The 24210-nt window shown below is 42.1% G+C and carries 21 protein-coding genes and 1 riboswitch; of the genes, 6 read left to right on the forward strand and 15 right to left on the reverse strand.

Annotated elements, in window-relative coordinates; translation table 11 throughout:
* Window positions 1-43: 43 nt before the first annotated feature.
* The 5 genes from F612_RS0103260 to F612_RS0103280 form a co-directional block, all read right to left on the reverse strand.
* A complete protein-coding gene (locus F612_RS0103260; protein WP_019556316.1) occupies window positions 44-1966 on the reverse strand; it encodes an ATP-binding cassette domain-containing protein in 1923 nt (640 codons plus the stop codon).
* A gap of 209 nt (window positions 1967-2175) precedes the next feature.
* Window positions 2176-2853, reverse strand: a complete 678-nt coding sequence (gene lolD / locus F612_RS0103265) for a lipoprotein-releasing ABC transporter ATP-binding protein LolD (protein ID WP_019556317.1) — start codon at window positions 2851-2853, stop codon at window positions 2176-2178.
* On the reverse strand, window positions 2846-4096 hold the full coding sequence (locus tag F612_RS0103270; protein ID WP_019556318.1) for a lipoprotein-releasing ABC transporter permease subunit: 1251 nt from the start codon (window positions 4094-4096) through the stop codon (window positions 2846-2848). Before F612_RS0103270 ends, lolD begins: the two co-directional genes overlap by 8 nt.
* A gap of 2 nt (window positions 4097-4098) precedes the next feature.
* Window positions 4099-4803 (reverse strand): trimeric intracellular cation channel family protein, encoded by a 705-nt coding sequence (locus F612_RS0103275; RefSeq protein ID WP_019556319.1) that lies wholly within the window; start codon window positions 4801-4803, stop codon window positions 4099-4101.
* A gap of 77 nt (window positions 4804-4880) precedes the next feature.
* Complete coding sequence (locus F612_RS0103280; protein WP_019556320.1) at window positions 4881-6197, reverse strand: NAD(P)/FAD-dependent oxidoreductase; 1317 nt, start codon at window positions 6195-6197, stop codon at window positions 4881-4883.
* A 734-nt stretch (window positions 6198-6931) separates the two neighbouring features.
* Between F612_RS0103280 and mfd the strand changes: the two genes are divergently transcribed.
* Window positions 6932-10387, forward strand: coding sequence for a transcription-repair coupling factor (gene mfd / locus F612_RS0103285; RefSeq protein WP_019556321.1), 3456 nt, complete (start codon window positions 6932-6934; stop codon window positions 10385-10387).
* A 68-nt stretch (window positions 10388-10455) separates the two neighbouring features.
* Window positions 10456-11154, forward strand: a complete 699-nt coding sequence (locus tag F612_RS0103290; protein ID WP_169335982.1) for a CsiV family protein — start codon at window positions 10456-10458, stop codon at window positions 11152-11154.
* A 104-nt stretch (window positions 11155-11258) separates the two neighbouring features.
* On the opposite strand, the gene F612_RS0103295 is transcribed toward F612_RS0103290, so the two are convergent.
* Both F612_RS0103295 and F612_RS0103300 read right to left on the reverse strand, forming a co-directional pair.
* Complete coding sequence (locus tag F612_RS0103295) at window positions 11259-11753, reverse strand: GlcG/HbpS family heme-binding protein (RefSeq protein ID WP_019556323.1); 495 nt, start codon at window positions 11751-11753, stop codon at window positions 11259-11261.
* 241 nt (window positions 11754-11994) lie between these two features.
* Complete coding sequence (locus F612_RS0103300; protein ID WP_019556324.1) at window positions 11995-12411, reverse strand: CopD family protein; 417 nt, start codon at window positions 12409-12411, stop codon at window positions 11995-11997.
* Between the two features lie 104 nt (window positions 12412-12515).
* On the opposite strand from F612_RS0103300, the gene slyD reads away from it, so the two are divergent.
* Window positions 12516-12998 (forward strand): peptidylprolyl isomerase, encoded by a 483-nt coding sequence (gene slyD / locus F612_RS0103305; RefSeq protein ID WP_019556325.1) that lies wholly within the window; start codon window positions 12516-12518, stop codon window positions 12996-12998.
* 114 nt (window positions 12999-13112) lie between these two features.
* On the opposite strand, the gene F612_RS0103310 is transcribed toward slyD, so the two are convergent.
* The 4 genes from F612_RS0103310 to F612_RS0103325 all read right to left on the reverse strand — a co-directional run bounded on the left by F612_RS0103310 (window position 13113) and on the right by F612_RS0103325 (window position 16436).
* A complete protein-coding gene (locus tag F612_RS0103310) occupies window positions 13113-13877 on the reverse strand; it encodes a hypothetical protein (RefSeq protein WP_019556326.1) in 765 nt (254 codons plus the stop codon).
* A 255-nt stretch (window positions 13878-14132) separates the two neighbouring features.
* Window positions 14133-14582 carry a YcgN family cysteine cluster protein gene (locus F612_RS0103315; protein ID WP_019556327.1) on the reverse strand — a complete coding sequence of 150 codons (450 nt, stop codon included), beginning with the start codon at window positions 14580-14582 and terminating at the stop codon, window positions 14133-14135.
* A 79-nt stretch (window positions 14583-14661) separates the two neighbouring features.
* On the reverse strand, window positions 14662-15351 hold the full coding sequence (locus F612_RS0103320) for a TIGR01621 family pseudouridine synthase (RefSeq protein WP_019556328.1): 690 nt from the start codon (window positions 15349-15351) through the stop codon (window positions 14662-14664).
* A complete protein-coding gene (locus F612_RS0103325; protein ID WP_019556329.1) occupies window positions 15348-16436 on the reverse strand; it encodes a DNA alkylation repair protein in 1089 nt (362 codons plus the stop codon). The genes F612_RS0103320 and F612_RS0103325 overlap by 4 nt, the downstream gene beginning before the upstream one ends.
* Before the next feature lie 145 nt (window positions 16437-16581).
* Here F612_RS0103325 and F612_RS12110 point away from each other — a divergent pair, with 145 nt between their 5' ends.
* Both F612_RS12110 and F612_RS0103335 read left to right on the forward strand, forming a co-directional pair.
* On the forward strand, window positions 16582-17028 hold the full coding sequence (locus F612_RS12110) for a hypothetical protein (protein ID WP_245539509.1): 447 nt from the start codon (window positions 16582-16584) through the stop codon (window positions 17026-17028).
* A 362-nt stretch (window positions 17029-17390) separates the two neighbouring features.
* Window positions 17391-18566 carry a GNAT family N-acetyltransferase gene (locus F612_RS0103335; protein ID WP_019556331.1) on the forward strand — a complete coding sequence of 392 codons (1176 nt, stop codon included), beginning with the start codon at window positions 17391-17393 and terminating at the stop codon, window positions 18564-18566.
* A 138-nt stretch (window positions 18567-18704) separates the two neighbouring features.
* Here the strand turns inward: F612_RS0103335 and F612_RS0103340 are convergent, their stop codons facing one another.
* Genes F612_RS0103340 through thiC form a run of 4 tightly spaced genes read right to left on the reverse strand, consistent with a single transcriptional unit; the run spans window position 18705 to window position 22983 of the window.
* On the reverse strand, window positions 18705-19514 hold the full coding sequence (locus tag F612_RS0103340; protein WP_019556332.1) for a thiazole synthase: 810 nt from the start codon (window positions 19512-19514) through the stop codon (window positions 18705-18707).
* A gap of 42 nt (window positions 19515-19556) precedes the next feature.
* Window positions 19557-19754, reverse strand: a complete 198-nt coding sequence (thiS, locus tag F612_RS0103345) for a sulfur carrier protein ThiS (protein ID WP_019556333.1) — start codon at window positions 19752-19754, stop codon at window positions 19557-19559.
* 3 nt (window positions 19755-19757) lie between these two features.
* Window positions 19758-21008: an FAD-dependent oxidoreductase gene (locus F612_RS0103350; RefSeq protein ID WP_019556334.1), complete on the reverse strand. Its 1251-nt coding sequence runs from the start codon at window positions 21006-21008 to the stop codon at window positions 19758-19760.
* Between the two features lie 7 nt (window positions 21009-21015).
* Window positions 21016-22983 (reverse strand): phosphomethylpyrimidine synthase ThiC, encoded by a 1968-nt coding sequence (gene thiC / locus F612_RS0103355; RefSeq protein ID WP_019556335.1) that lies wholly within the window; start codon window positions 22981-22983, stop codon window positions 21016-21018.
* A 361-nt stretch (window positions 22984-23344) separates the two neighbouring features.
* A riboswitch (TPP riboswitch) is annotated at window positions 23345-23443 on the reverse strand.
* A gap of 212 nt (window positions 23444-23655) precedes the next feature.
* Here thiC and F612_RS0103360 point away from each other — a divergent pair.
* Entirely contained in the window at window positions 23656-24177 is a 522-nt protein-coding gene (locus tag F612_RS0103360) for a DUF3087 family protein (RefSeq protein WP_019556337.1), read from the forward strand.
* Window positions 24178-24210: the final 33 nt, after the last annotated feature.

Here is a 24210-nt window from a genome sequence, read left to right on the forward strand (position 1 = left end):
TTTAATATGACAGGCCTTTTTTTTGAATAGGCATTGAAAATGCCTACTTTGTGAGCTCAGCCTCTACGATTTCTTTTTCAACTTCTAACCGTTCCTGCAGTTCTAACCACTCCATCTCACACTCTTCGATTGCGCCTTCACACTCTGCCTGAGATTGAATGCACTCCGCTAATTTAGTTTTATTTTCAGCTTCATATAAGCGACTATCTTCCATTAACGTATGATATTCAGACTGTTTGGCCTGCAACGACTCTAACTGACGTTCTATTTTCTTAACGGCTTGAGTAATTGGTTTAAGGCGCGCATCCACCTTTTTTCTCTGTGTTGCATTGATTTGACGCGCCTGTTTTTTCGTTTGACCAGGCCTGGTCTCTTTAGATTCAAGATCAACTTGCTTCAACTGTTTAAGGCGCGCTTGAAGATAGGTGTCTAAATCCCCTACAAAACGTGAAACCTCACCATTATGTACCCACCAAAACTGATCTGCAATGCTGGTCAATAAATGCTTATCATGTGTGACAACAATTAAGGCTCCCGTAAAATCTTGTAGCGCCATATCTAATGCATCACGAGTTTCCATATCCAAATGGTTAGTCGGCTCATCCAAAATAATCAAATTGGGTTTTTGAAAAACAATCATCGCCAGTGCTAAACGCGCTTTTTCGCCACCTGAAAAATGATTAATGGAGTCCAAGCATTGTGTATTTGAAAACCCAAAACCTCCTAAGAAATTACGCGCCTCTTGGTCCGTAGGGGCCTCTGGTAACATTAATAAATGTTGCAATGGACTCTTATCCAAAATGAGCGATTCAAGTTGGTGTTGAGCAAAATAGCCAAACTTAACCCCCTTGTTGATTTGAACTTTACCACTGCTGGGTTTTAAATCACCGACAAGCAATTTAATCAAGGTTGATTTACCCGAGCCATTAACCCCCACCAATCCAATACGATCCCCCGCACGTAATACCAACTTAACAGAGTCTAAAATCGGTTTTTGTGGGTATGAAAAACTGGCCGAATCCAATGACAACATGGGATCAGGCTGATGCAAAGGTGGAATGAATTCAAAATGAAAAGGGTTGGTTGCCTGCACCGCCGCAATAGACTCCATTCTCTCCAATGCTTTTACACGGCTCTGCGCCTGCTTGGCTTTGGATGCCTTAGCTTTGAATCGTTCAATAAAGCTTTTCAGATGTTGCATCTGTTGTTTTTGTTTATCATGTAGAGATTGCTGTTGCATCAACTGTTCATTTCGCTGGCGCTCGAAGGAGGCAAAGTTACCAGAATAGAACGTGATTTTTTGATCATGGATATGAGCGATACCTTGCACCGCTTGATCCAGAAAATCACGGTCATGGGAAATAATTAAAATCGCGCCTTGGTAGGATTTAAGCCACTGTTCTAACCAAGCAACCGCTTCAATATCCAAGTGATTGGTCGGCTCATCCAGTAACAATAAATCGGAACGCTGCATTAATGCTCGGCCTAATTTAAGGCGAACTTGCCAACCACCTGAAAACTGGGCCATGGGTTTCGTAAAATCGCTCTCTACAAACCCTAAACCATACAATAACTGCTTGGCTTTGCTCGGTATTGCAAACCCATCCATTTTATCCAAAGCATCATAAGCCTTCACCAATAAATCATGATCATTCGAGGCTTCCGCTTTCTCAATCAACTCTTGCGCTTCAGCGTATTTGGTATCGCCAAAGGTGACATAACGCAGTGCTTGAGCATCCGGACGACGTACTTCCTGCTCAACATAACCAATCAGCCAATTAGCCGGAATACCAATGTTTCCCGCCTCGATTGAGACTTCACCTAACAGACATTTAAACAACGTCGTTTTACCCACCCCATTTTGACCGACCAAACCAATTTTTTGTCCAGGATGAATATTAAGATTTGCGCCATCGAAAAGAGGCTTAACACCTGCACGAATCGATAAATTTTGTAGACATAACATGTATGGGGTTTCCTTAACCGTGTGTCATTTAACTGAACCTTTGCACAAGATAGGGACAAGATAACAATGAGATAAATTTAGACCAATGGCAATAAAACAGTGTGAGTTATAACGAACGACTGTCTCATGTTTAACAAAAAACAGTCAAATATTAGCTTTGATAGCTGTTGATTAGTGCTTGTAAAGTCCTCAAGTGTCGACGATAAACTCTATTCGACGAGCTGGCCATCAAGCAAAGTCAGTTGTCGATCCATTTTTGCAGCAAGTTCAAGATCATGGGTGACAATTAAGATGGCTGTCTGCAACTCTTGATTCAACTCTAACAAAAGGTTAAAGACTTGATTGGCGGCACTATGATCCAAATTACCAGTTGGCTCATCAGCGAGAATGCATTTGGGTTCTGTAATAAGTGCCCGTGCTATTGCAACTCTTTGACGCTCGCCACCAGAAAGTTCGCTGGGTTTATGCTCCATACGTGCTGCCAAGCCCACACGTTTTAATAACGTTTGAGCTTTAATACATGCAATAGCGCTATCAGTACGACGAATACGTAATGGCATCATGACGTTTTCCAATGCCGTTAATTCGGGCAACAAATGGTGAAACTGATATACAAAACCCATATGCTGATTTCTCAATCGCCCTCGTTTAGCTTCGCCTTCAGTTGAAAAAGGCGCGGAATTTAAACGAACTACACCGGAATCTGGGGTATCCAAACCCGCAAGCACATGCAATAAAGTACTTTTCCCTGAACCTGACGCGCCGATAATAGCAATTTTCTCGCCGGCATACAGACTGAAATCAATGTCTGAAAATACCGATGTCTGGATAATGCCTTCATGGTAAGTTTTCGATAGCTGAGTCGCTTCTAATACTAAATTACTCATAACGTAATGCCTCTGCTGGTTGCACTTTTGAGGCTTTTCTAGCCGGATACAAGGTGGCTAACAAAGTCAAACCAAAGGCGATACTGGTAACGTACCCCACATCCGTCCACTCCACTTTTGAAGGCACCTTGCTAATGTAGTAGACATCCGCAGGAAAAAATTGAATACCTAATAAAGACTCAATAACAGGCACAATAACATCAATATTCAAAGCCAAACTCAATCCACCCACCAACCCTAAAAATACGCCTAATATACCGATCACTAAACCTTGGATAATAAAGATCACCTGAATGCTTCCCGGGGATGCTCCGAGGGTACGGAGCACAGCAATATCCCCCTGTTTGTCCGTGACAACCATCACCATGGTTGAGACGACATTAAAGGTAGCTACCATGATAATCAGCGCCAAGACAATAAACATCATCTTTTTTTCCATCTCAATGGCCCTGAAGAAATTAGCATGTTGTTGGGTCCAGTCTCGAATATACAAGGTTTTTTGGGCAATATGAGCAAGGTCTTTCTTCACTTGACCCACCAAAAACATATCATCCAATTTAATTTGTAAGGCCCCGACCGCATTGCCATATTTAAAGAGCTTTTTAGCATCCTCAATATGCATAATCGCCAGACCACTATCATACTCATGCATGCCTGCCTCAAACAAGCCAACCACAGTAAAACGCTTAATACGAGGTACAATCCCGACGGGTGAAATACTGCCTTGAGGGGCAATCAGCGTGACTTTGTCTCCTACTGAAACACCTAGATCCAGAGCCAACTCACTCCCTAAAATAATACGATATTTTTGAGGTTTTAAATCGGATAAGTGACCCTGCAACATCTTGCTATCAATATCTGCCACCTGACCTTCAAACTCGGGCAAAACACCTCTAATCGCGGCACCCTTTACCAGACTTCCGTTTGTCAGCATCCCTTGTTCCATGATATTAGGTGCAGCCCCCTCAACATGTGGTTGATTAATCAGTTCATTATAAAGAGTATCCCAATTTTCGAGGCGATTATGCTCTTCGCTGATGGTCATGTGGGCTGTCATCCCCAAAATACGTTCTCGTAACTCTTCTTGGAAGCCATTCATAATTGATAAAATAGTAATCAAAGCCGTCACACCTAATGCGATGCCCATCATGGATGACAGTGAAATAAAAGAGATGAAGCCATTACGTCTTTTAGCGCGAGTATAACGAAGTCCTAGTAGCAATTCATACGGGAGTTTAAACATAGTTAACCTAACTTATCATTCTTGAGTTTACTGTCCACCTTATCGGGCGAAGAATTCGAACGGGTGATTTGACTTACGTTTTGAACGCGATCCTTGTAAGAGATAAAGACGGGCAGCTCAATCTTAAAAACGATGGCCCAAACTCGGATTGAAAGCGTAATGATAATGGAGATAATGACTGAATATTCGACCGACAATCCAAGCTCTTCCAAGGTTAAGAAGATGCTGGCTCCAATAAAAGAAGCCGTCGCGTAGATCTCTTTTCGAAAGACCAAGGGAACCTCTCCCACCAATACATCACGCATAATCCCGCCGACAACCCCTGTCATGATACCTGTCATAATTGCAATGGGGTCTGAAAATCCCAATGCCATTGCTTTTTGTGTGCCGACCACAGTAAATACAGCCAATCCTAACGCATCTAAAAACAATAAGAGTTTGACCGGTAAGCGCTTGTAACGTGCCAGAAAAAAAAGTAGCAATGCAGAAACCACCACCACATAGATATAGATATTCTGCTGAGTCCAGAATACAGGAACATCAATGATCAAGTCTCGTAAAGTTCCCCCACCAATCGCAGTCACCATAGCAATGACAATGGCACCAAACAGATCAAGTTCCTTACGACGCGCAGCCAAAAGTCCAGTCACTGCAAAGACAATGGTTCCGAGGAGGTCTAAAGAATAAAGGGTCTGTGTAAGTGTCATAGCGACAACATTATAAACGAGCAAATAAAAAAAACCCTCATTAAGAGGGCTTTTTTTAATCTAAACACAATTATTCTTTATTTATCCGATTTAAGACGTGTAATGCCTAACATTTTGAGGATGTATTTTTGATAAATAGGCTCTGAGTTACCCGCTTTCATATTACGAATAAAGTACTTTTCAAACGCAATTTTTGCCAAATGGACCCATTTCCCTTTTTTTGCCCACGTTAAATTACGAGGTGGTATCTGTGGTAAAGCAACAAATGCCGCGCCAGTATCGCCCATGTCCGCTAAACAAACTGTATTCCATGTCGGTTCTGCCGTGGGCTCTTTACCTTCGATATTGTCTGCTATATTTTGACAAATCGCGGTGACCATCGATTCAATCATTAAGCCCGTTTTGGGTGTCCCGCAAGGGACTGGACAAGTTGTATCGACAGGGGGAATCGCGATCCCTACTCCAAGAGCATAAATATTGTGATACGTCGGGTTTCGGCTGAACTGGTCAACCTTAACAAAACCACGCGGATTTACTAAAGCTCCCCCCATTTTGGTTGAATCTGCATCCACCATCTCTTGTAAAAATTTAGAGCCTTTAAAGGCAGGCAGCATCATTGAGTATTTGAATGGCAATTCATGTTGATCAATCACATCTCCACGATTATTGTATTCATCAACATAGAGCGTGTCGACGGTGATCTTTGTGACTTTTGCATTACAGATCCAATTGATATGACGATTACGCATTTCAGATTCCATCAAACCTTTAGAATCACCCACGCCTCCTAAACCTAAATGGCCAATATAAGGTTCCGCTGTGACAAAGGTCATCGGCACTTGGTGACGAATTTTACGCTTACGTAAATCCGTATCCATAATCATTCCAAATTCATACGCAGGACCAAAACATGATGCACCTTGAACGGCTCCAACAATAATGGGGCCAGGTGCTTTACAGAAGGTCTCCCACTCATCATAAGCTTCAACCGAGTGAGCTGTTGAACAAACTGAAACCGTATTGCCTCCTTGTCTTTTAGGACCAAAACCTTCAATTTCATCAAAGGCTAAAGCTGGTCCTGTTGCCAGAACAAGATAGTCGTAGCTCATTTCTGAACCATCAGACAACTTAATTGTGCTTGTTTCTGGATCCAAGCCAACACACGTAAGATGATAGAATTCAATCCCTTTACGCGTTAGATGTGGTTCAAGCTTGAAAGAGATATCTTCTGCTTTACGCCAGCCGACAGCCACCCAAGGATTCGATGGAATGAAGTTAAATTCATCTGTATTACTGACCACTTTAATTGTATGGCCTTTATCTAAATGCTTACGTATATCGTAAGCCATTGGTAAACCACCTGTACTTGCACCCACTATTACAACAGTTGTCATGTTTATTCCTTTTAATCTTCAATCAGCGAAAGAAATGCTTCATTCGGTTGTAAAAGCATGAAATAACGCTTAATTGTCCTGATGGGAAAAAATAATGCCTACTGTGATAATGGACCCTACATCTGTTAATTAACAATTAAATGTTTCAATACTTTATTAGTATTTTTAATAACAACCCAAGTATACTTTAAGCATTGGTCCTCTCTATTTTGGATAGATAGGAATATGGCGGACACGCCTAGTAAGATAAAAAGGTCCAGATGAATAATAACGTGAGGACAATTGGTATCACATTGGTTGTTAAAACTTCTGCGACCGCCTCAGACTGAAATAGACCACGAGCCGGCTCTCTCTATAATGTGCTCAGAATATGAACTCAATTACATATAAAGACTCAATGCCAATTACACTTATCTAAACTTAAAGAAACCTATCAACGACGTCACTGTCAAACTCACCAAGCCAAACGCATGATGAACCCATTTAAGTCAGACAACCAAAGATTAAATCAGTCAAAACCAACCCAGAGAGTGCGAGCAAGCTTGATAGTGCCCGGCCAAAGAATAAAATTGACTTATTGTGCGCCATAATTTAAATCTCGCTATACGCCCAGTTTGCATTCATGCTTAATTCTAGTGAGACACAAATCACTTCTCTGCTAATAATTAATCATTTTAGGATGCCAGTAGTTTAAAATATTGCGCATTCAATATGACAAAGCATCCCCAGGTATTATGAAAAAACTGCAGCCGCCTTTAGCCACTCATGACATTTCTCTTAAAGGGAATCGTTCCTACTGGGGGCCATTAAATACCTCAGAAAGTGCATTAGTCATTGCGAACACCTACCAGAGTTCACCAGGCCTGGTGGTTGTCTTAACGCAGGACAGCCAGTCTGCAAATCAATTGCAAGAATCTTTACAGTTTTTCTTAAATCACCCTGATTCGAATCAAGATGATATTCATGCCTTTCCTGAATGGGAGACATTGCCCTACGATCAGTTTTCACCGCATCAAGATATTGTTTCGGAACGTTTAAAAACGCTCTATCGCTTGCCACAACTTCAGCAAGGGATTCTGATATTACCCATCTCGACCCTTATTCAAAAGATCGTGCCACACGAATACATTAGTCAATTTACCTTTTTATTGGCCTGCGGTGATACGCTAGAAATAGAACCCTTTACGCTTAAATTAGAAGCCAGTAGTTATCAACGCGTTAGTCAAGTGATGGAACATGGTGAATTTGCCATACGCGGTTCAATCATTGACCTATTTCCCATGGGCAGTAAGACCCCTTTTCGCATTGATCTATTTGATGATGAAGTTGAAACCATCCGTAGCTTTGATCCAGAGAACCAACGCTCGATTGAACAAGTCGATAAGATTCAGCTACTACCTGCTAAAGAGTTTAACTTTACTCAGCAAGGAATTGATTTATTTAGACTAAAGTTCCGTGAACGATTTGGCGACAGTGCAAGAAATTCCCAAATATATAAAGACGTTTCAGATGGCCAAGCGGTGGGAGGATTAGAATATTACCTCCCTCTTTTCCATGAAACCTTAACCAATTTATTCGATTATCTACCGGATGACACGCGATTTTTCGAGTTTGGAAACTTAGAAACAGGTATCGATAAAATTCATAATGAATACGAGGAACGTTACCAAGTTGGCCAACATAATCCGGATTTTCCTCTGCTTAAGCCCCAAGAAATCATCCTAGATAAAACCGATTTTTTAACCTTATTAAAACGCTATCATCGTATTAGTTTACAGTCAGACATATCGACCAAAAATACCACTCAATTTGCCACTAAAACCCTACCTGAATTGGATGTGCAATCCCAAAGCGAATACCCACTTGCCAAACTGAATGCCTTTTTAGACCATTATCAAGGTAAAGTGATATTCAGTGCTGAGAGTACTGGGCGCAGAGAAACCCTGATCACGCTACTGGCTAAGCATAAACAATTCCCGTTGATTGTTGATCAATGGTCGGATGCATTAACCACCCAAAAATCACAATGCATTTTAGTGAGTCCGCTCGAAGAATCGATTTATACCGAACACTACTGCATTATTTCCGAAACACAGATTTTTGGACAAACGGTAGTGCAAAAACGCCGTCGCAAAAAGAAACATGATGACTTCAATAGCGCAATCAGTAATCTTATTGAACTCGACATCGGTAGCCCAATTGTGCATATCGACCATGGCGTTGGGCGTTATCGCGGTTTAGAAATTCTCGAAATTCATGATGAAGCCAAAGAGTTTCTAATGATTGAGTACGCCGGAGAAGCCAAACTCTATGTACCGGTCACCTCTTTGCACCTCATCAGTCGCTATACGGGTGCAACCCCGGAAACCGCGCCTCTGCATCGACTGGGCAGTGATCGCTGGGAAAAAGCCAAGCGTAAAGCCGCTGAAAAAGTCCATGATGTGGCTGCAGAACTGCTGGATATCTATGCACAAAGAGCGGCCAAGCCCGGTTACGCCTTTAAAACTCCTGTTGAAGCCTATCAACGTTTTGCCTCAAGCTTTCCTTTTGAAGAAACCCCTGATCAACAGCAAGCCATTGAAGCCGTCATCGCCGACATGCACTCGGACAAACCGATGGATCGCCTGATCTGTGGTGATGTGGGCTTTGGTAAAACCGAAGTGGCGATGCGGGCGGCCTTTATCGCCGCCTATGATGGCAAGCAAGTGGCTATTTTAGTGCCGACCACTCTACTCGCCCAACAACACCTTGAAAACTTTCGAAACCGATTCTCAGATTGGCCTGTCAAAATCGAAGTGTTATCGCGCTTTCAAACCGCTAAAGAGCAAAAAATCGTTTTAGAAGATTTGAAAGCCGGTAAGGTCGATATTATTATTGGCACCCATAAATTAATCCAAAAAGATGTCGCTTATCAAGAACTTGGTCTGATTATTATTGATGAAGAGCACCGTTTTGGTGTTAGACAAAAAGAACAACTTAAAAAAATGCGGGCCGAAGTCGATGTCATGACCATGACCGCGACCCCTATTCCGCGTACTTTAAATATGGCGATGAATGACTTACGTGATTTATCCATTATTGCCACACCACCGGCCAAGCGTTTAGCCGTGCAGACCTTTGTACAGGAGTGGAACGAGGATGTCGTGCGCGAAGCTTCTTTACGTGAAATCCGTCGTGGTGGACAGGTTTATATCCTCTATAACCAAGTTGATAAAATTGAGCAGATGGTCGAGACCATTCAAGAACTCATCCCAGAAGCGAAAGTTACTTTTGCACACGGCCAAATGAATGAACGTGATCTTGAATCGGTGATGGAGGACTTCTATCACCGCCGCTACAATATTTTAGTCTGTACCACCATTATTGAAACAGGCATTGATATCCCGACTGCGAATACTATTCTGATTAATCGAGCCGATAAGTTTGGCTTGGCGCAATTGCATCAATTACGCGGTCGTGTCGGCCGCTCACATCACCGTGCTTACGCTTATCTATTTACCGGTGGTAAATCGACTATCTCTAAAGATGCCGAGAAACGCCTGGCCGCGATTGCCAAACACAATACCTTAGGGGCCGGGTTTATCCTTGCCAGCCACGATTTAGAAATCCGTGGCGCTGGCGAATTATTGGGTGACGGCCAATCAGGTCAAATACAAGAGATTGGTTTTGGTCTGTACAGTGAACTACTGGAACGTGCTGTTAAAGCCTTGAAATCCGGCAAACACCCAGAACTCAATACAACCTTGCATACCGGCAGTGAAGTCGATTTGAGTGTTCCAGCACTGATTCCCGAAGACTACCTACCAGATGTCCATACGCGATTGGTTTTCTATAAACGCATTGCCAGTGCGGATGATAAAACCAGTTTAAGAGAGCTTGAGGTAGAGATGATCGATCGCTTCGGTTTACTGCCCGACCAGGTTAAAAACCTACTGGTGGTCACGCAGATTAAATTATTGATTGAGCCAATGGGCATCATTAAACTCGATGCCTCGGATTCGATGGTTCGCTTACAGTTTAATCAACAGCCAGACATTGATCCCATGAAACTTATTAAGCTCATTCAAGGTCAACCTAAGCAATATCAATTAAAAGGCCAAACGGAATTGAAATTTTTCGATACAATGCCTGAATTATCTCAAAGAATCGCCGCGATTGAACTGATGGTGAGAAGTATTAAAATAGGTTAGATTATGTTTATGATCTCAACTGATTTAAATGAACAATTGTCGTAATAGAAAAGGTTATGAAGCACGTTATGAAACACGTTATTAATTTTACACTGACCGCAATCTTCGTCTATGCGAACGATGCCTTAAAAAGCACACGCAAGATCTTCTTAACCAATACCTTAAAAGGCCTACTGTTAAGCGCAGGTCTTGTCGGGTTTAGTGGCACACTACATGCCGAAGAAGTGCCACGCTATACGGTGGAAGTGATTGTCTTTGAAAACTATGCATTACGCGGTTGGACAGAAGAGCACTGGCCTGATGAAATTGAGTTACCAATAACCAAAGACAGTACTTCAATATTCACAACTGGAAAGCGTCCATTATTTATTGAACATGCCAAAACGTCGCTGGATACGGTGGCTAAAAAAATCAGCAAAAATTACAGGGTTTTATTCCATAGAGCTTGGATACAAAATGCGATTGATACCAAGAATGCGCCCACTACACTGATTGAAAATACCCAAGAAGGCGGCACCCAAATAGTTGGGACGATCAAACTGTACAAAACACGTTTTGCCCACGTTGAAGTCGATTTGGAATTTGAAAAAGCTATTCCAGCCAAAATTCGTGAAGCGTTTGCCGAAAATCAACAACTGGCCTTAGAGGACTTACCGAGCCATTGGCGTTTTAATTTAAAAGAGGCCCGTAAGATCAAAGAAGGTGAACTACACTACATTGATCACCCTTTATTTGGGGTGTTAGTCAAAGTGCATAAAAACGATTAAAATCAGAAAGGCTTACGCGCGCTTAGCTTATGTTCTGCGCCTATGACTCTTATTACTCCCCGATGGATCAAGCCCATTTTAATATGACCTTCTTGACTCTTCTTTTAAAAAGCAAGTCGATCTTCTAGCTTTTCTAGTGCCATTAATGCACAGGCCTCATCTTTTTCACCCCCAGGTGCTCCGCTGACACCAATGGCACCAATTCGACGACCACCACTGATAATAGGGACGCCGCCCACCAGCATTAAAATGCCCTTAACATGATTCAATTCAGGACGAATATCACTGCGTTGAGATCTAAAGTCCCCCGACTTTAAGCCTGACATAATGGTGGCATTGGCTTTTTCTTCAGCTATTTGCAATGTAAATTTTGAGGCAAAATCATCGCGTAAAGCGACTCTTTGGTTGCCATGTTTATCAACCACTACCGCGCTGACAGAATACCCTTTGTCACGACACGCTAAAATAGCCTCTGTAGCCAAATCTCTGGCGAGTGTCATACCGATGTTCTTTTCATCCAAAACATCCTCTGCATGGCTGTTTGAGATAGGCAGCAAAAATACAAGGCTGCACAAACCTAAGCCGATTTTTTGTAACATGAAATCTCTCCTATAAATAGAATGAATACGCCCTAATTTTAAGACGAATCGGCTGATAACACCAAACTTTTAACGGTTGGATATTTGCACCAGACACAATAGCACCTTAATCGTGATAATGAGCCGTTTAAAAGGGGGGAACTTTAAAAAGAGGAAACATTTAAAACGACCAGGCCTGGTCGTTTTAAAAAAGGTAAAGTTAGCGTAATTTAGCCTAATTTTACGATTATTATGGTCAAACTTAGAAAGGTTTTACAACTACTAAAATCAAGATAATAATCGTTAATAGTAATGGAATTTCATTCGCCCAACGGTAGTAAATTCCGCTGTGGTTTAAATATCCTTCTTGCATCTCTTTCATACGACGTTTAGTCCATAGATGGTACACCAGCATTAAGACGACAAAAAACACTTTAGCATGTATCCAACCGGTTGCTGTTGGGAAGTAAGCCAGCCATAGCCAGATGCCTGACCCAATTGCGAGCATCATCATAATGGTCATAAACTTATACAATTTCTTTGCCATCACGGCTAAACGTGTGACATCTTGACCTGCTTCTTTGCCTTCTACAAAATGTACAAAGATGCGTGGCAGATAAAAAATACCCGCCATCCATGACATCATAAATAAGATATGAAATGTTTTTAACCAAAGCATGCTGTTTTCTCCAAATGAAATGACTGCAAAAGGTGCAGAAACCTGCGTGACTCTGTATCATATCTATTTTGAAAATAATTAAAACTCTAAACTAGGAATTCAACATGAAAATTGAAAATAACAAAGTTGCGTTAATTGAATATACCTTAACGGATAACGAAGGTGAGCAGATTGATGCTTCTAATGGTAACCCATTAGCCTATTTACACGGGCACGGCAACTTAATCCCTGGATTAGAAAAACAACTTGAAGGTAAAACGGTTGGTGATAAGTTCACCGCAAAGATTGCAGCCGCAGATGCTTATGGTGAGCGTGCTGATGCATTAGTACAGACCGTTGGTAAAGAGATGTTTCAAGGCGTTGAAGAGCTTGAAGTAGGCATGCGTTTTGAAGCACAATCTGAGCAAGGTATGCACTCAGTAGAAGTCACCGCGGTCGAAGGTGACCAAGTAACGGTTGATGGTAACCACCCTCTTGCGGGTCTTGAGTTAACATTTGACGTTGAAGTAACGGGTGTGCGTGAATCAACGGCAGAAGAAGCTGAACATGGCCATGCTCATGGTGCGGGTGGTCATCACCACGACTAAGTCTTAAATAAGGCTTAATTTCTAGTGGCTCTAATTTTAAAATTGGAGCCATATAAGTTACATAAACCATACCAGCTCCACTTTTATCTCCCCTCATTTAGTGTGCCCTCCAAACTAACTATTCTTCCAGGTATTTTCATCAGAAAATTGTCCACGTAAAGGCATAATCCACATTTGATATAAGGATGTGAACAACATCACCGTGGCTGCTAGACTGTAACCAAATCCACCGATAATAACCAGATAGGCGAAGCCCGGATTGATTTTAGTTAACCACCAAGACGCGATATCTAGGATTAAAAAAGCAAAAGGTACGATAATCAATAAAGCTTTAACCCATTTCTTAAAACCAACGGCCATTGAAAAAATCAAACCGATAAAGAAAAAGATAAAAGCAATTCCAAATAGATGAATATGTGAAACACGCGTCAACGAGCTAATCTCAGCGCCTTCATCAATATGAGCAACTTCTTGCATCGTTGTATAATTTGTTAAGTTTGGTAGGCTCGACATGTGTCTATCCGTATGACACACAGCACATTTGGCCATTACAATCGGTTTAATTTTCGGTTCCCACTGTTCTTTTGGCGCACCCTCTCTAGCCCACTTAATCATCGTTAAATTTTCTTCTGGCGTAGCCTTCCCTTTCATGGAACCGTTCAGCTTACTTTCTAACTTAGAACCCTCTCTATTGCCATAATAACTGTAAACAATGTCATCAACCGATAAACCAAGTTTGCCATCAGCCATACCATGAGTCAGCATAATTTGTGCGCCAGCCATCAATAAACCTAGACCAGTCACTAAAATATAGCCTGTAAAAAGAGCCTTAACCGATAGAGAAAGACTGGGCAGGTTTAACCAAGATGATTCCTTCATAACAACTCCTTTCAGTGAAAGACTGATAACGACAATAGACAATCTTTTTTATAAATCCTAATAACATAATGAGTATTAAGCCTTAACGATAGTTTGCGTAAATATCAGTAACCAACGCCATTGAGAGTTAACCACTTGAATAAACGAGTATTTAGGAGCCATCAACGACAAATTGATGAAACCACTTATCAGTGAAGTGCTTATGGAACATCGTGGCTTAGCAGCCATTAATAGCCACTAGATTGAGAAAAAAAGCTAAGGTTTAGAGATTAAAAAGTCCTCATAGTCCAAGTTGCCTGTATCCACTACCACTGGAATCGCCAGCAGTCCAATACCAGCGGCCTTGACACTTTGCGGCTTGCCTGAAATTAAAGGGTGCCAATTCGGTAAACTTTGCCCACGGTACAAGACTCGGTAAGCACAGGTGTCCGGTAGCCAATCAAATTCAGCGACCCGTTCTTTAGTGAGTTGCACACAGGTCGGTACATTGGTGGATCGATTCGCATAATCACTGCACTGGCCGGTTGCCAAGTCTGAATAAGCACAGACCACACCTGTATAGACGATCTCGTCGGTTTCATCATCTTGTAACTTAGTTAAGCAGCACAAACCACAGCCATCGCAGACGGATTCCCACTCTTTTTGGGTCATTTCATCTAGACTTTTGGTCTCCCAAAAAGGGAGTGAAGGGTCGGACAGGTTCATTATTTAAATACTCGTGTCATTAAGGTTAAAAAATAAGGGAATGATAAGCTATTTTTAGCGCCCTCTTATCTGTGGATGATTAAAAGTGATCCCAAGGACTTTCCCAACGGGTTATCAATTGCTTACTCGCGGGCTTGAGAAAAACCTCGCCAGCTTGCGGTGCCTGTAAAAATTGATAGACCTGATCATAAAGCGTGAATTGTATCGCAAAAGCATGTAAGTATCCCCTATCCGCCAACTTAGCCTCATGGGCGTCACTGTAACGAACATCTCCGAGGATAGGTGCACTAATACTTTTTAGGGCGACTCTTATTTGATGGGTTTTACCCGTCATTGGTTTCACCAAATAAAGTCGTAAACCCGGTTCTATCGACTGACTGATAAACTGGGTTTTGGCTGGGCTCACTTTAGAGTTACTCAGCTTCCAGTTACCTCGGCGTGCCGGTAACATGTCGCCGATCACCCAGCCTTGTTTCTTTTTCGGTTTTTTGTCAGAGACGGCTAAATAAAACTTCTGAACAAGATGTTGTTCAAACATCACCTGAAAAGCTTGCGCCGTTTTTTTATTCAAGGCAAAAATAACTAAACCGGAGGTCATTTTATCCAAACGATGCACGGGATATAACTCCTCGACGTCTAAATCCTGCTTAACCAAAACAACCAGGCCTGGTGAGTCTTCGGAATGGAAATTTAAACCTGCCGGTTTACTCACCACCACAAAATCTGTATTTTGAAAGACCACTTCACTGTTTAATGAACTCTCTTTCACAAACGTTTCTCACACAATATAAAGTCACTCTCTGTCATAACCACCCCATTCACTAAAAGTTCTAACTTATGTTTACCAGTACAATACGTTCTGGTAGAAATTGCTTTAAAATCATGTCGTTTATAAACATTCTTAATAGCTGTTATTGCAATAAATTCACTTATTTTAAACACCTTTCGATAAGGGGAGCTTTGTTTTCTCACAAAACTAATGGCGTATTCAAGACGTACTTTTTGACCAATCAATTTTTCTAAATTAAGAGTGGCTTCAAACCCTATCTTTTGCCCCATCATCACTTCAGAATCAACCGCCCAACTCTCTATCTTGACCCCATTCGGTTTTTGATACCCTATTAGACTTAGTGCTCTTGCATCACCCTGTTTTAATAAAGTGCGCAAACCATGTTTAATAACCCAATCCGTCTCGACACTTTGTCCATACCATTGGGTACACCAATCCAAAACCCATCCTGGATGGTCTTTAGAGATATCATTTAAATTATTAGCCACACTTTTGCGGACATACAGACTTTCATCACTGCGTAAGGCATCTAATATTGGACGTAAAGGGTCTGGATGAACTTTCAGTGCCACTAAAGCACGCCCCCAAGGTAATCTCGGTCGACTGCCTTCACAGGCAAGGCGACGAACATGCGCATTTGAATGCTGTGTCCACTGCAACATCAAACCCAATACAGAGGATTGATTATTTTCAATAAAGGGACGAATGGCAAACTCAGAGCTACTGCCTTGCGTTAAACGCATTAGGGCAGCCAATGACTCTTCTGGTGCATCCAAACCATACCGTTCAATAAAGTCAGGAAACACCAAATGGGGTAATCCAGAAAAGGTTTTGGCGATCGCTTCTAAAAGAGGTAATGCATCGTTGTACTCTACCGGGAGTACCTCTGATAAGCAGAGTGTAATATGACGAATACGTTGCTTTAGAACCAGTTCATCCCAAATTTCAGACATGATTTTTTCTCGGAAGTCATCCGCATCAAAATCAATCCTCTGTTCTTGCAAAGCAAGAATAAGTTTTTCCAACCACACCCTGTCAAAAACCAATCTTAATGCGATCGCCACAATAAAAATTCCCTTACTATACAATTAGTTATAAAATAAAACAAAAACTGGCATTAAAGTTGATATAACCTTCATGACTTTATTAAAAACAGCCTTAAAGCGTCAAAAATTTGTCACTTTAAAGATTACGACCCAGGAGACAACCATGACTCAGATGAATACTACTCAGAAAGTTCAAACTTGTTTAGAGTTTATTGATAATCGCTTAGAAACCACTTCTGAGCAAACCATACACATTGCAGAAATGATCATAAACGACATCAAAAACCTAACGGTAGGATATCAAGAGGCCTTACAAGCTGGCAGTATGCAATCACACTCAGAGCTGGTGCGTGATACGCAAATGAACTGGGTTAACCAATTACACGATATTATACTCGAACAAACTAACCGAGATTTAAATGGTCAAGTCATTCAAGCCTTACAAAAATTTGCGAGCAAACTGAATGAACAGCAGGTGAAATATGCTGACTTTGAATTACCAAGCATCGTTGCACGTGAAAATGCGGATGAACATGAATATTTAAGTCAGGCTGAAATTGACATATTAATGGGCCAGCAATGTTTGTTTAATGACAATATGCGTCATTAAACAAAATTAAGAATATATATAAATATAGACCGTTTTACCATAGCCTCTAACCCTCTTTTGAGGGTTTTTCATCCCCCCTAGCTTAGGCGTTCACTCCGATTTAAAACTCATCTGAACATAATCCATGTAAAACCCCGTAATTTTTTAGACCTTCTCTCATCCAATCTTAGTCATATACAATCAATCACCGATGTACAATATTACAAAGCGTATTAATCCGCCCTTAAGCATGCATTTTCGTTACGATAGACGCCTAACATTTTGTATTCAAGTAGACATATTGACCCAAGCTTTAATGCCCTTTGAAACTGTTATATTTAAACAGATATGACTTTTTAAACTGATTCAACCAATGAGAAACCATGCAAAAACACACCTTGGACATTAAGGTTCACAGTCAAATATCTGAAATTTCTGCAACAGATTGGAATGCTTTATTAAAGGATGACAACCCTTTTATACGCCATGAATTTCTTCACGCTTTAGAACAACATCAATGCGTCTCTGCCAAGTTTGGCTGGATTCCAAAGCATCTCGGGATGTATGAAAATGGCTCCTTGATTGCTGCCATGCCACTGTATGAAAAACACAACAATTATGGTGAATTTGTATTTGACCAGGCCTGGTCAAATGCTTGGCAACAAGTGGGGTTGGAGTATTATCCAAAGTTAGTATCAGCCGCCCCCTACACCCCCGCTTTAGGAGATCGTTTATTGATCTCTAGCGACTTGGATAAACCTAGACAAGCCTTGATTCAAGGCCAACTTATCGAAGCCGTACAAGAGCTGTGTTTCGAACAGGCGTTTAGTGGCGCCCATATTTTATTTCCCAATAAAGCCCAACAGACCTGGTTAGTAGAACAACCTGAGTGGCTGCATCGGCATGACTGCCAGTTCCATTGGTTTAATCAAAACTACCAAAACTTCGATGATTTCTTAGCCACTCTAAGTGCCAAAAAGCGTAAAAATATCAAACAAGAACGTAAATCCGTTTTAAACGCGGGCATTACTTTTAGAGTACTTAATGGTCACACTGCAACCGAACAGGATTGGCAACAGCTTGCAATCTTCTATCAAAAAACCTTTATTGAAAAGTGGAGTACACCCACCTTAAATATCGATTTCTTTAAGGCTGTTGCCCAAGCATTGCCTACCCAAATTGTTTTAGTCTTAGCAGACCTAAACCACCAGTGTATTGCAGGTTCTTTAATGTTCCGTTCAGAAACCCATCTGTATGGTCGTCACTGGGGTTGTCTTCAAGAGGTTAAGAACTTGCATTTTGAAGCCTGCTTCTATCAAGGCATTGAGTATGCGATTGAAAATGGTTTGCAGGTATTTGAACCGGGTGCGGGAGGCGAACATAAGATTGCCCGAGGATTTGTGCCGGTCAACATGCAATCGTCGCACTGGCTAAGAGTCAATCCATTTCCAGAAGGCATTGAACGTTTTATCTTGGAAGAAAAGCAGGCGGTTGAAGAGTATGCGGCAGACTGTTTAAAACACGCCCCCTACAAAGAGATAGACTGCTTTTATGAGTAGTCATCCCTCCGAAGAGCAATTGATCGTCTAAAACGTCTCTTCGCGTATCAGGTTTTATAAATGTAAGAGCAACAAAGTCCAGCTGTTAAAAACCCCCTCCTCACATTAAGTACCAATTTATGAATCATCCCCCTCAATTTATGTAGATTGATGCCAAAAAGGAGAATCAATGGTCGGGGTACTTGGACTGGCAGCTGTCCGTTCTGCCATAGGCCCGGCTAAGTAGGCGGAGCGCCCAGCCTCAATCGCTTTAGAGAAAGCTAACCCCATTAACAGAGGGTCTTTCGCTTTCGCGACTGCGGTATTCAACAATACGGCATCCATGCCCATCTCTAAAGATTGGCTAGCATGTGATGGTAAGCCAATCCCTGAATCGACAATCATGGTCACATCCGGAAAGCGATCACGTAAGGCTTGCAAGGCATACGGGTTCAAAATGCCTTTGCCGGTGCCGATCGGTGAACCCCAGGGCATTAATACCTCACACCCTAGCTCAACCAGGTGACGGGCAATCACGAGATCATCGGTACAGTAAGGCAATACTTTAAAACCTTCACTTAAAAGAATCTCCGCGGCTTTAACCAAAGCAATCGGATCTGGTTGCAGATTGTAGTCATCGCCGACTAACTCTAATTTAATCCAATCCGTTTGAAACAATTCCCGACTCATGCGCGCCATATTGACAGCATCGTTCACGGAATGGCAACCTGCGGTATTGGGTAATAAAAGCAGTCCTAATGATTGAATCGACTCCCAGAAAGCTTGCCCACCTGATGCCTGTGGATTTTGGCGACTCAATGAAAGCGTAACCACCTCTGCTCCTGAGGTTCGAATCGCCTGCTGCATGACATAGGGCGAAGGGTACATTGAACTGCCTATCAATAAACGGCTATTGAGTTTTGTGCCATAAATATTTAATCTGTTTTTACTGCTGTGTTCATTACTCATAGGTTCTTCTTCTGTTGCCTAGTGTTTGTTGCTACCATGAAGTCACCCCCCTTGAATAGCAGAGATGACTTCCACTCGATCATCTTGCGTCAAAACAAAATGATTATGTTGTGACAATGGCAAGAAAGTATCATTCACCAAAATAGCGTACGGAGGCTTAGCGCCAAACATCTTCGCGGCCTCATGAATCGTGCTGCTTTCAGCAACTTCGTGCGTTTCATTGTTAATAAAAATAATCACCCATCACCTCCTTGGCTTAACGCTATGATTTTCAACCAGCTTAGGCATTATCTGAGTGAAACTTTCCTCATCGGTACTACCTTTTAGGATCGTTAGACATTGTTGCAACATAACAGGCGCTAATAAATAACCATGCCTGAATAAGCCATTGATCGAAACAAGCCTCTCTTTAATGATAATCTTAGGTTCGTTATCCAAATAAGCCGGACGGAGTCCAGATTCAATACCCAGAATTTCCGCTTCGGCAAAACCGCTGTGAACGCTAAAGCAAGCTGACAATAGCTCAAGTGTTGAACGCACCGTAGGATTGCGGGTATCTTCTGATTCAATTTGAGTGGCGCCCACCACAAATAAGCCATCGGTTTTAGGCGCAATATAAATAGGATATCGGGGATGCATCAAACGAACAGGTCTGGTTAAATGCACACCGGGCGCTCTTATTCTCACGACCTCTCCTCTCACGCCCCTTAACATTTTTGTGCTAGAGGCAATATTGGAAGCCATATCGCAAGCGTCAGCCTTTAAAGCTTCATCTGCTTGTGCGCCCAAACCACGACAATCCAATACCCAGTCAAACTGGTTATGGGAATTGGAACGGCTATTGCAATGAATAGACTCATTCAAAAAGCTTTCCAGTGGCTCGCCAGCAACTTGAAAACCGCTCGAAGTAGATTCGATAGCCATATGGTCAAACCAGAAAACATCGCTGTTATTCAAGGTTGAGGCCATGGCATTGAGCAGCTGTCGATTATCCAATTGGCCTTCATTCGGTAGGTATAAACCTGATTTTAAATGTGGGTTCAATCCAGGTTCCATCTGCTCCATTTCGGCGTCGGAAACGACTTTATAATCAGAGCTTTTTAAGCGGGATTTAAACTGTTTTAAATCACTCTTATCCTGCTCAAAAGCCACGATTAAACTGCCTTTTTGTTGGAAGAAAACCGGCGTATCAAGTCTCTTTAAAAAGCCAGGCCATAACGCCAAGGCCATTTCACCCAATTGCATTATTTCTCGAGAACAATCGGCAGATTCTGCTAAAGGTGCCAACATAGCGGCGGCCAAATAAGCTGCACTCTGCTGACCCTCTTTAGAGTCTTTATCAAACAAAAAAACCTGATAATCTTCCATTAAAGAGATGGCCAGCATTCTGCCCATCAGCCCTGCGCCCAAGATGGCTATCGGAGGTTTGTTTTGGCCCTGCTTTGCCTCTTGAGTTGGACGCTCTGCAAAACTGGGCTTGCCTGATTCAAGCATCGCCAATTCAGACTTCCTTTTGATATATTTCGCTGCCCGAAGCTCTAAATTCCTTAGATTTTTCAATCATGCCTTCTTTAATGCTGTCCAATGAAATTTCAGTAATCTGTCCGACTAAAGCTTTAGCGGTTTCTTGCGCTGCCGCATATTCACGGACTTCATGGGAAATTTTCATCGAACAGAATTTGGGTCCACACATGGAACAGAAATGGGCGACCTTACCGGACTCTTGCGGAATGGTTTCATCGTGATAAGCGCGTGCGCGTTCTGGATCAAGTCCCAAGTTAAACTGGTCTTCCCAACGGAATTCAAAACGGGCTTTCGATAAAGCATTGTCGCGAATCTGCGCACCGGGATGGCCTTTTGCTAAATCGCCTGCATGCGCGGCAATCTTATAGGTCATCAAACCTTCTTTGACATCCTCTTTGTTCGGCAGACCTAAGTGCTCCTTCGGTGTGACATAACACAACATAGCGCAACCATACCAACCGATATTGGCCGCACCAATTCCAGATGTAATGTGATCATAACCCGGTGCAATATCCGTGGTTAAAGGCCCTAACGTATAAAAAGGCGCTTCCCCGCAGACATCAAGTTGTTTTTCAACATTCTCTTTGATCATATGCAGAGGAATGTGACCCGGGCCTTCGATAATGACTTGGATATCATGTTTCCAGGCAATCTTAGTCAACTCACCTAAGGTTTCTAGTTCTGCAAACTGTGCTTCATCATTCGCATCAGCAACCGAACCTGGACGCAGACCATCCCCTAATGAGAAGGTGACATCATAGGCTTTCATGATTTCGCAAATATCTTCAAAATGGGTATACAGAAAGCTTTCTTCGTGATGTGCTAAGCACCATTTCGCCATAATAGACCCACCACGCGAGACAATACCGGTAACACGTTTCGCGGTCATCGGCACATAACGCAGTAAAACCCCGGCATGGATTGTGAAGTAATCGACGCCCTGCTCTGCTTGCTCGATGAGGGTATCGCGAAAGACTTCCCATGTTAAATCTTCAGCGACGCCGTTAACTTTTTCAAGTGCTTGATAGATTGGTACTGTGCCGATTGGCACAGGTGAGTTACGCATAATCCATTCACGAGTTTCATGAATATTACGCCCTGTAGACAGATCCATAACGGTATCCGCGCCCCACTTAGTTGACCAGACCAGCTTCTCGACTTCTTCTGGAATCGACGAACCCACAGAGGAGTTACCAATATTGGCATTTACCTTAATTAAAAAGTTGCGCCCGATTATCATCGGTTCACTTTCAGGGTGATTGATATTACAAGGAATCACCGCGCGGCCACGTGCAACTTCATCACGCACAAACTCAGGCGTGATCTCTTTAGGTAAAGCGGCACCAAAAGACTCTCCAACATGTTGCTGAGTCAGAGATTCATCACGTAATTCTGCTCGTTGCATGTTTTCACGAATAGCGATGTATTCCATCTCAGGCGTGATAATACCTTGGCGAGCATAGTGCATTTGGGTAACGTTCTTACCTGCTAATGCGCGTTTGACCGTGGGTAAATTTTCAAAACGGATGTGATTCAGACCTTCCTTTACCAGACGTTCTTGGGTAAATTTTGACGTCACTGAATGTAAAGTTTCCGTATCGCCACGGCTTTCAATCCAGGATTTTCTGAGCTGCGGAAGACCTTTATAGACATCAATTTCAATCTTTGGATCGGTATAAGCACCTGAGGTATCGTAGACGTGAATCGGTTCATTCGGCTCTACTATTGGATTGTCTTCGCTGCCACTGACAAAGGTATCTGTGACGGCAATTTGGCGCATACCGACTTTTATATCGTGGGTTTTACCCGAAACATAGATCTTTTTGGAATTTGGAAATGATTGACCTGAAACGTTTTGAATAAACGCTTCTGCCGACGCACGTCTTTCACGGCGATCGGTGCTTTTGCGATCAGTTGAGTGAGTGTTTGTTTGATTGGTATTCATGGCTCTGCCTTTTTAAAAGAATTAAAAATAGGCGAAGCTCTTAGACGATGTAGAAAACAGATGAAATTAAATGCGTGCTATAACGGAATTTTACAAGGATTCAGGGAGAGGCTTTAGTCATGCAAATAGGGAACTTGGCATGGACTGTCAATCACTTCATCATCATGAGACCCTTTCACGAGATCATAAACGGATAAAAATGGCTAAAATATTACTGATTTTCGTTGAAAAACTTGTCAATAGCTAGCTATTAACTGCATTTCCCGCCTTAATCAGTAAAATTTTATCTCATTTCTCTCTCGTCCCTGACTCGTGCAAAGATCTCAGTGTAAATAACGTTGCAGCAATCATGAAATTTAAGAATAAATATCTGATTGTTCCCTCCGCTGGTACTAACCAGTTCAGGTTCTACGGATCCCGCTTTCGCGATCTCAGCCTAAAGGCACTCCGACAAAATTTGAATTCAAGTATACCCCAAAAATTTGCAAATACAAGCGCAATAGCCTCTCGCCATAACTCACAATACCCTAGCAAACTGGTACAATGACCCGTTCATTAAATGGCTACTTCTGTCCGATAGATAGACCGGCCAGACGGTACCCGTCAGAATGGGTAACGAATTTAATGATGAACTCCAACCCAAATCACCCAAGAAAATCGCAGAGAAAATTCATGTTTAAAATAGAGACCATTGATCCTAAAGTTTATAGAAAAAAAACCCGTAACGCCACGCTGATTATCATGTTCATGTTTATAATCATCGGCTTTGGAACGGCCCATTTGGCCGTAACGACCTTAGGCGAATATTCAAACAACAAACTGATATTGAACCTATTGGGGGCGTTTGTTGGATTAATGATTACCGGTTTAATCGTCAAAACCTGGTTTGCGGATAAGGATTGGATGAAAGAATCGATGTATTCATGGCGCTTAAAAAGAAACTTGATGCACGTTACGAATGTCCTGCAAAAAGTCAAAGATCAAGTTGATGAAAATGATGCTCACTCCCTAAAAATTCTACGCTTTTATCATTTGGGGCTGGAACAGATGCATCAACTTGAAGACAATAACCATGCTCTGATTGATTTGGGGGCTGAAAAACGTGCATTAGAAGTCAAAATGACGGAGCTAGGACAAGACCTAAATCAAACTGAGTTTGATCCGCAGTGGATCCAAAGATACAAAGCGGATTAAGCTCAACAAAACAGACTGGTTGAGATGCCTTAA

It is taken from the genome of Thiomicrorhabdus arctica DSM 13458, from assembly GCF_000381085.1.
GTDB lineage: Bacteria > Pseudomonadota > Gammaproteobacteria > Thiomicrospirales > Thiomicrospiraceae > Thiomicrorhabdus > Thiomicrorhabdus arctica.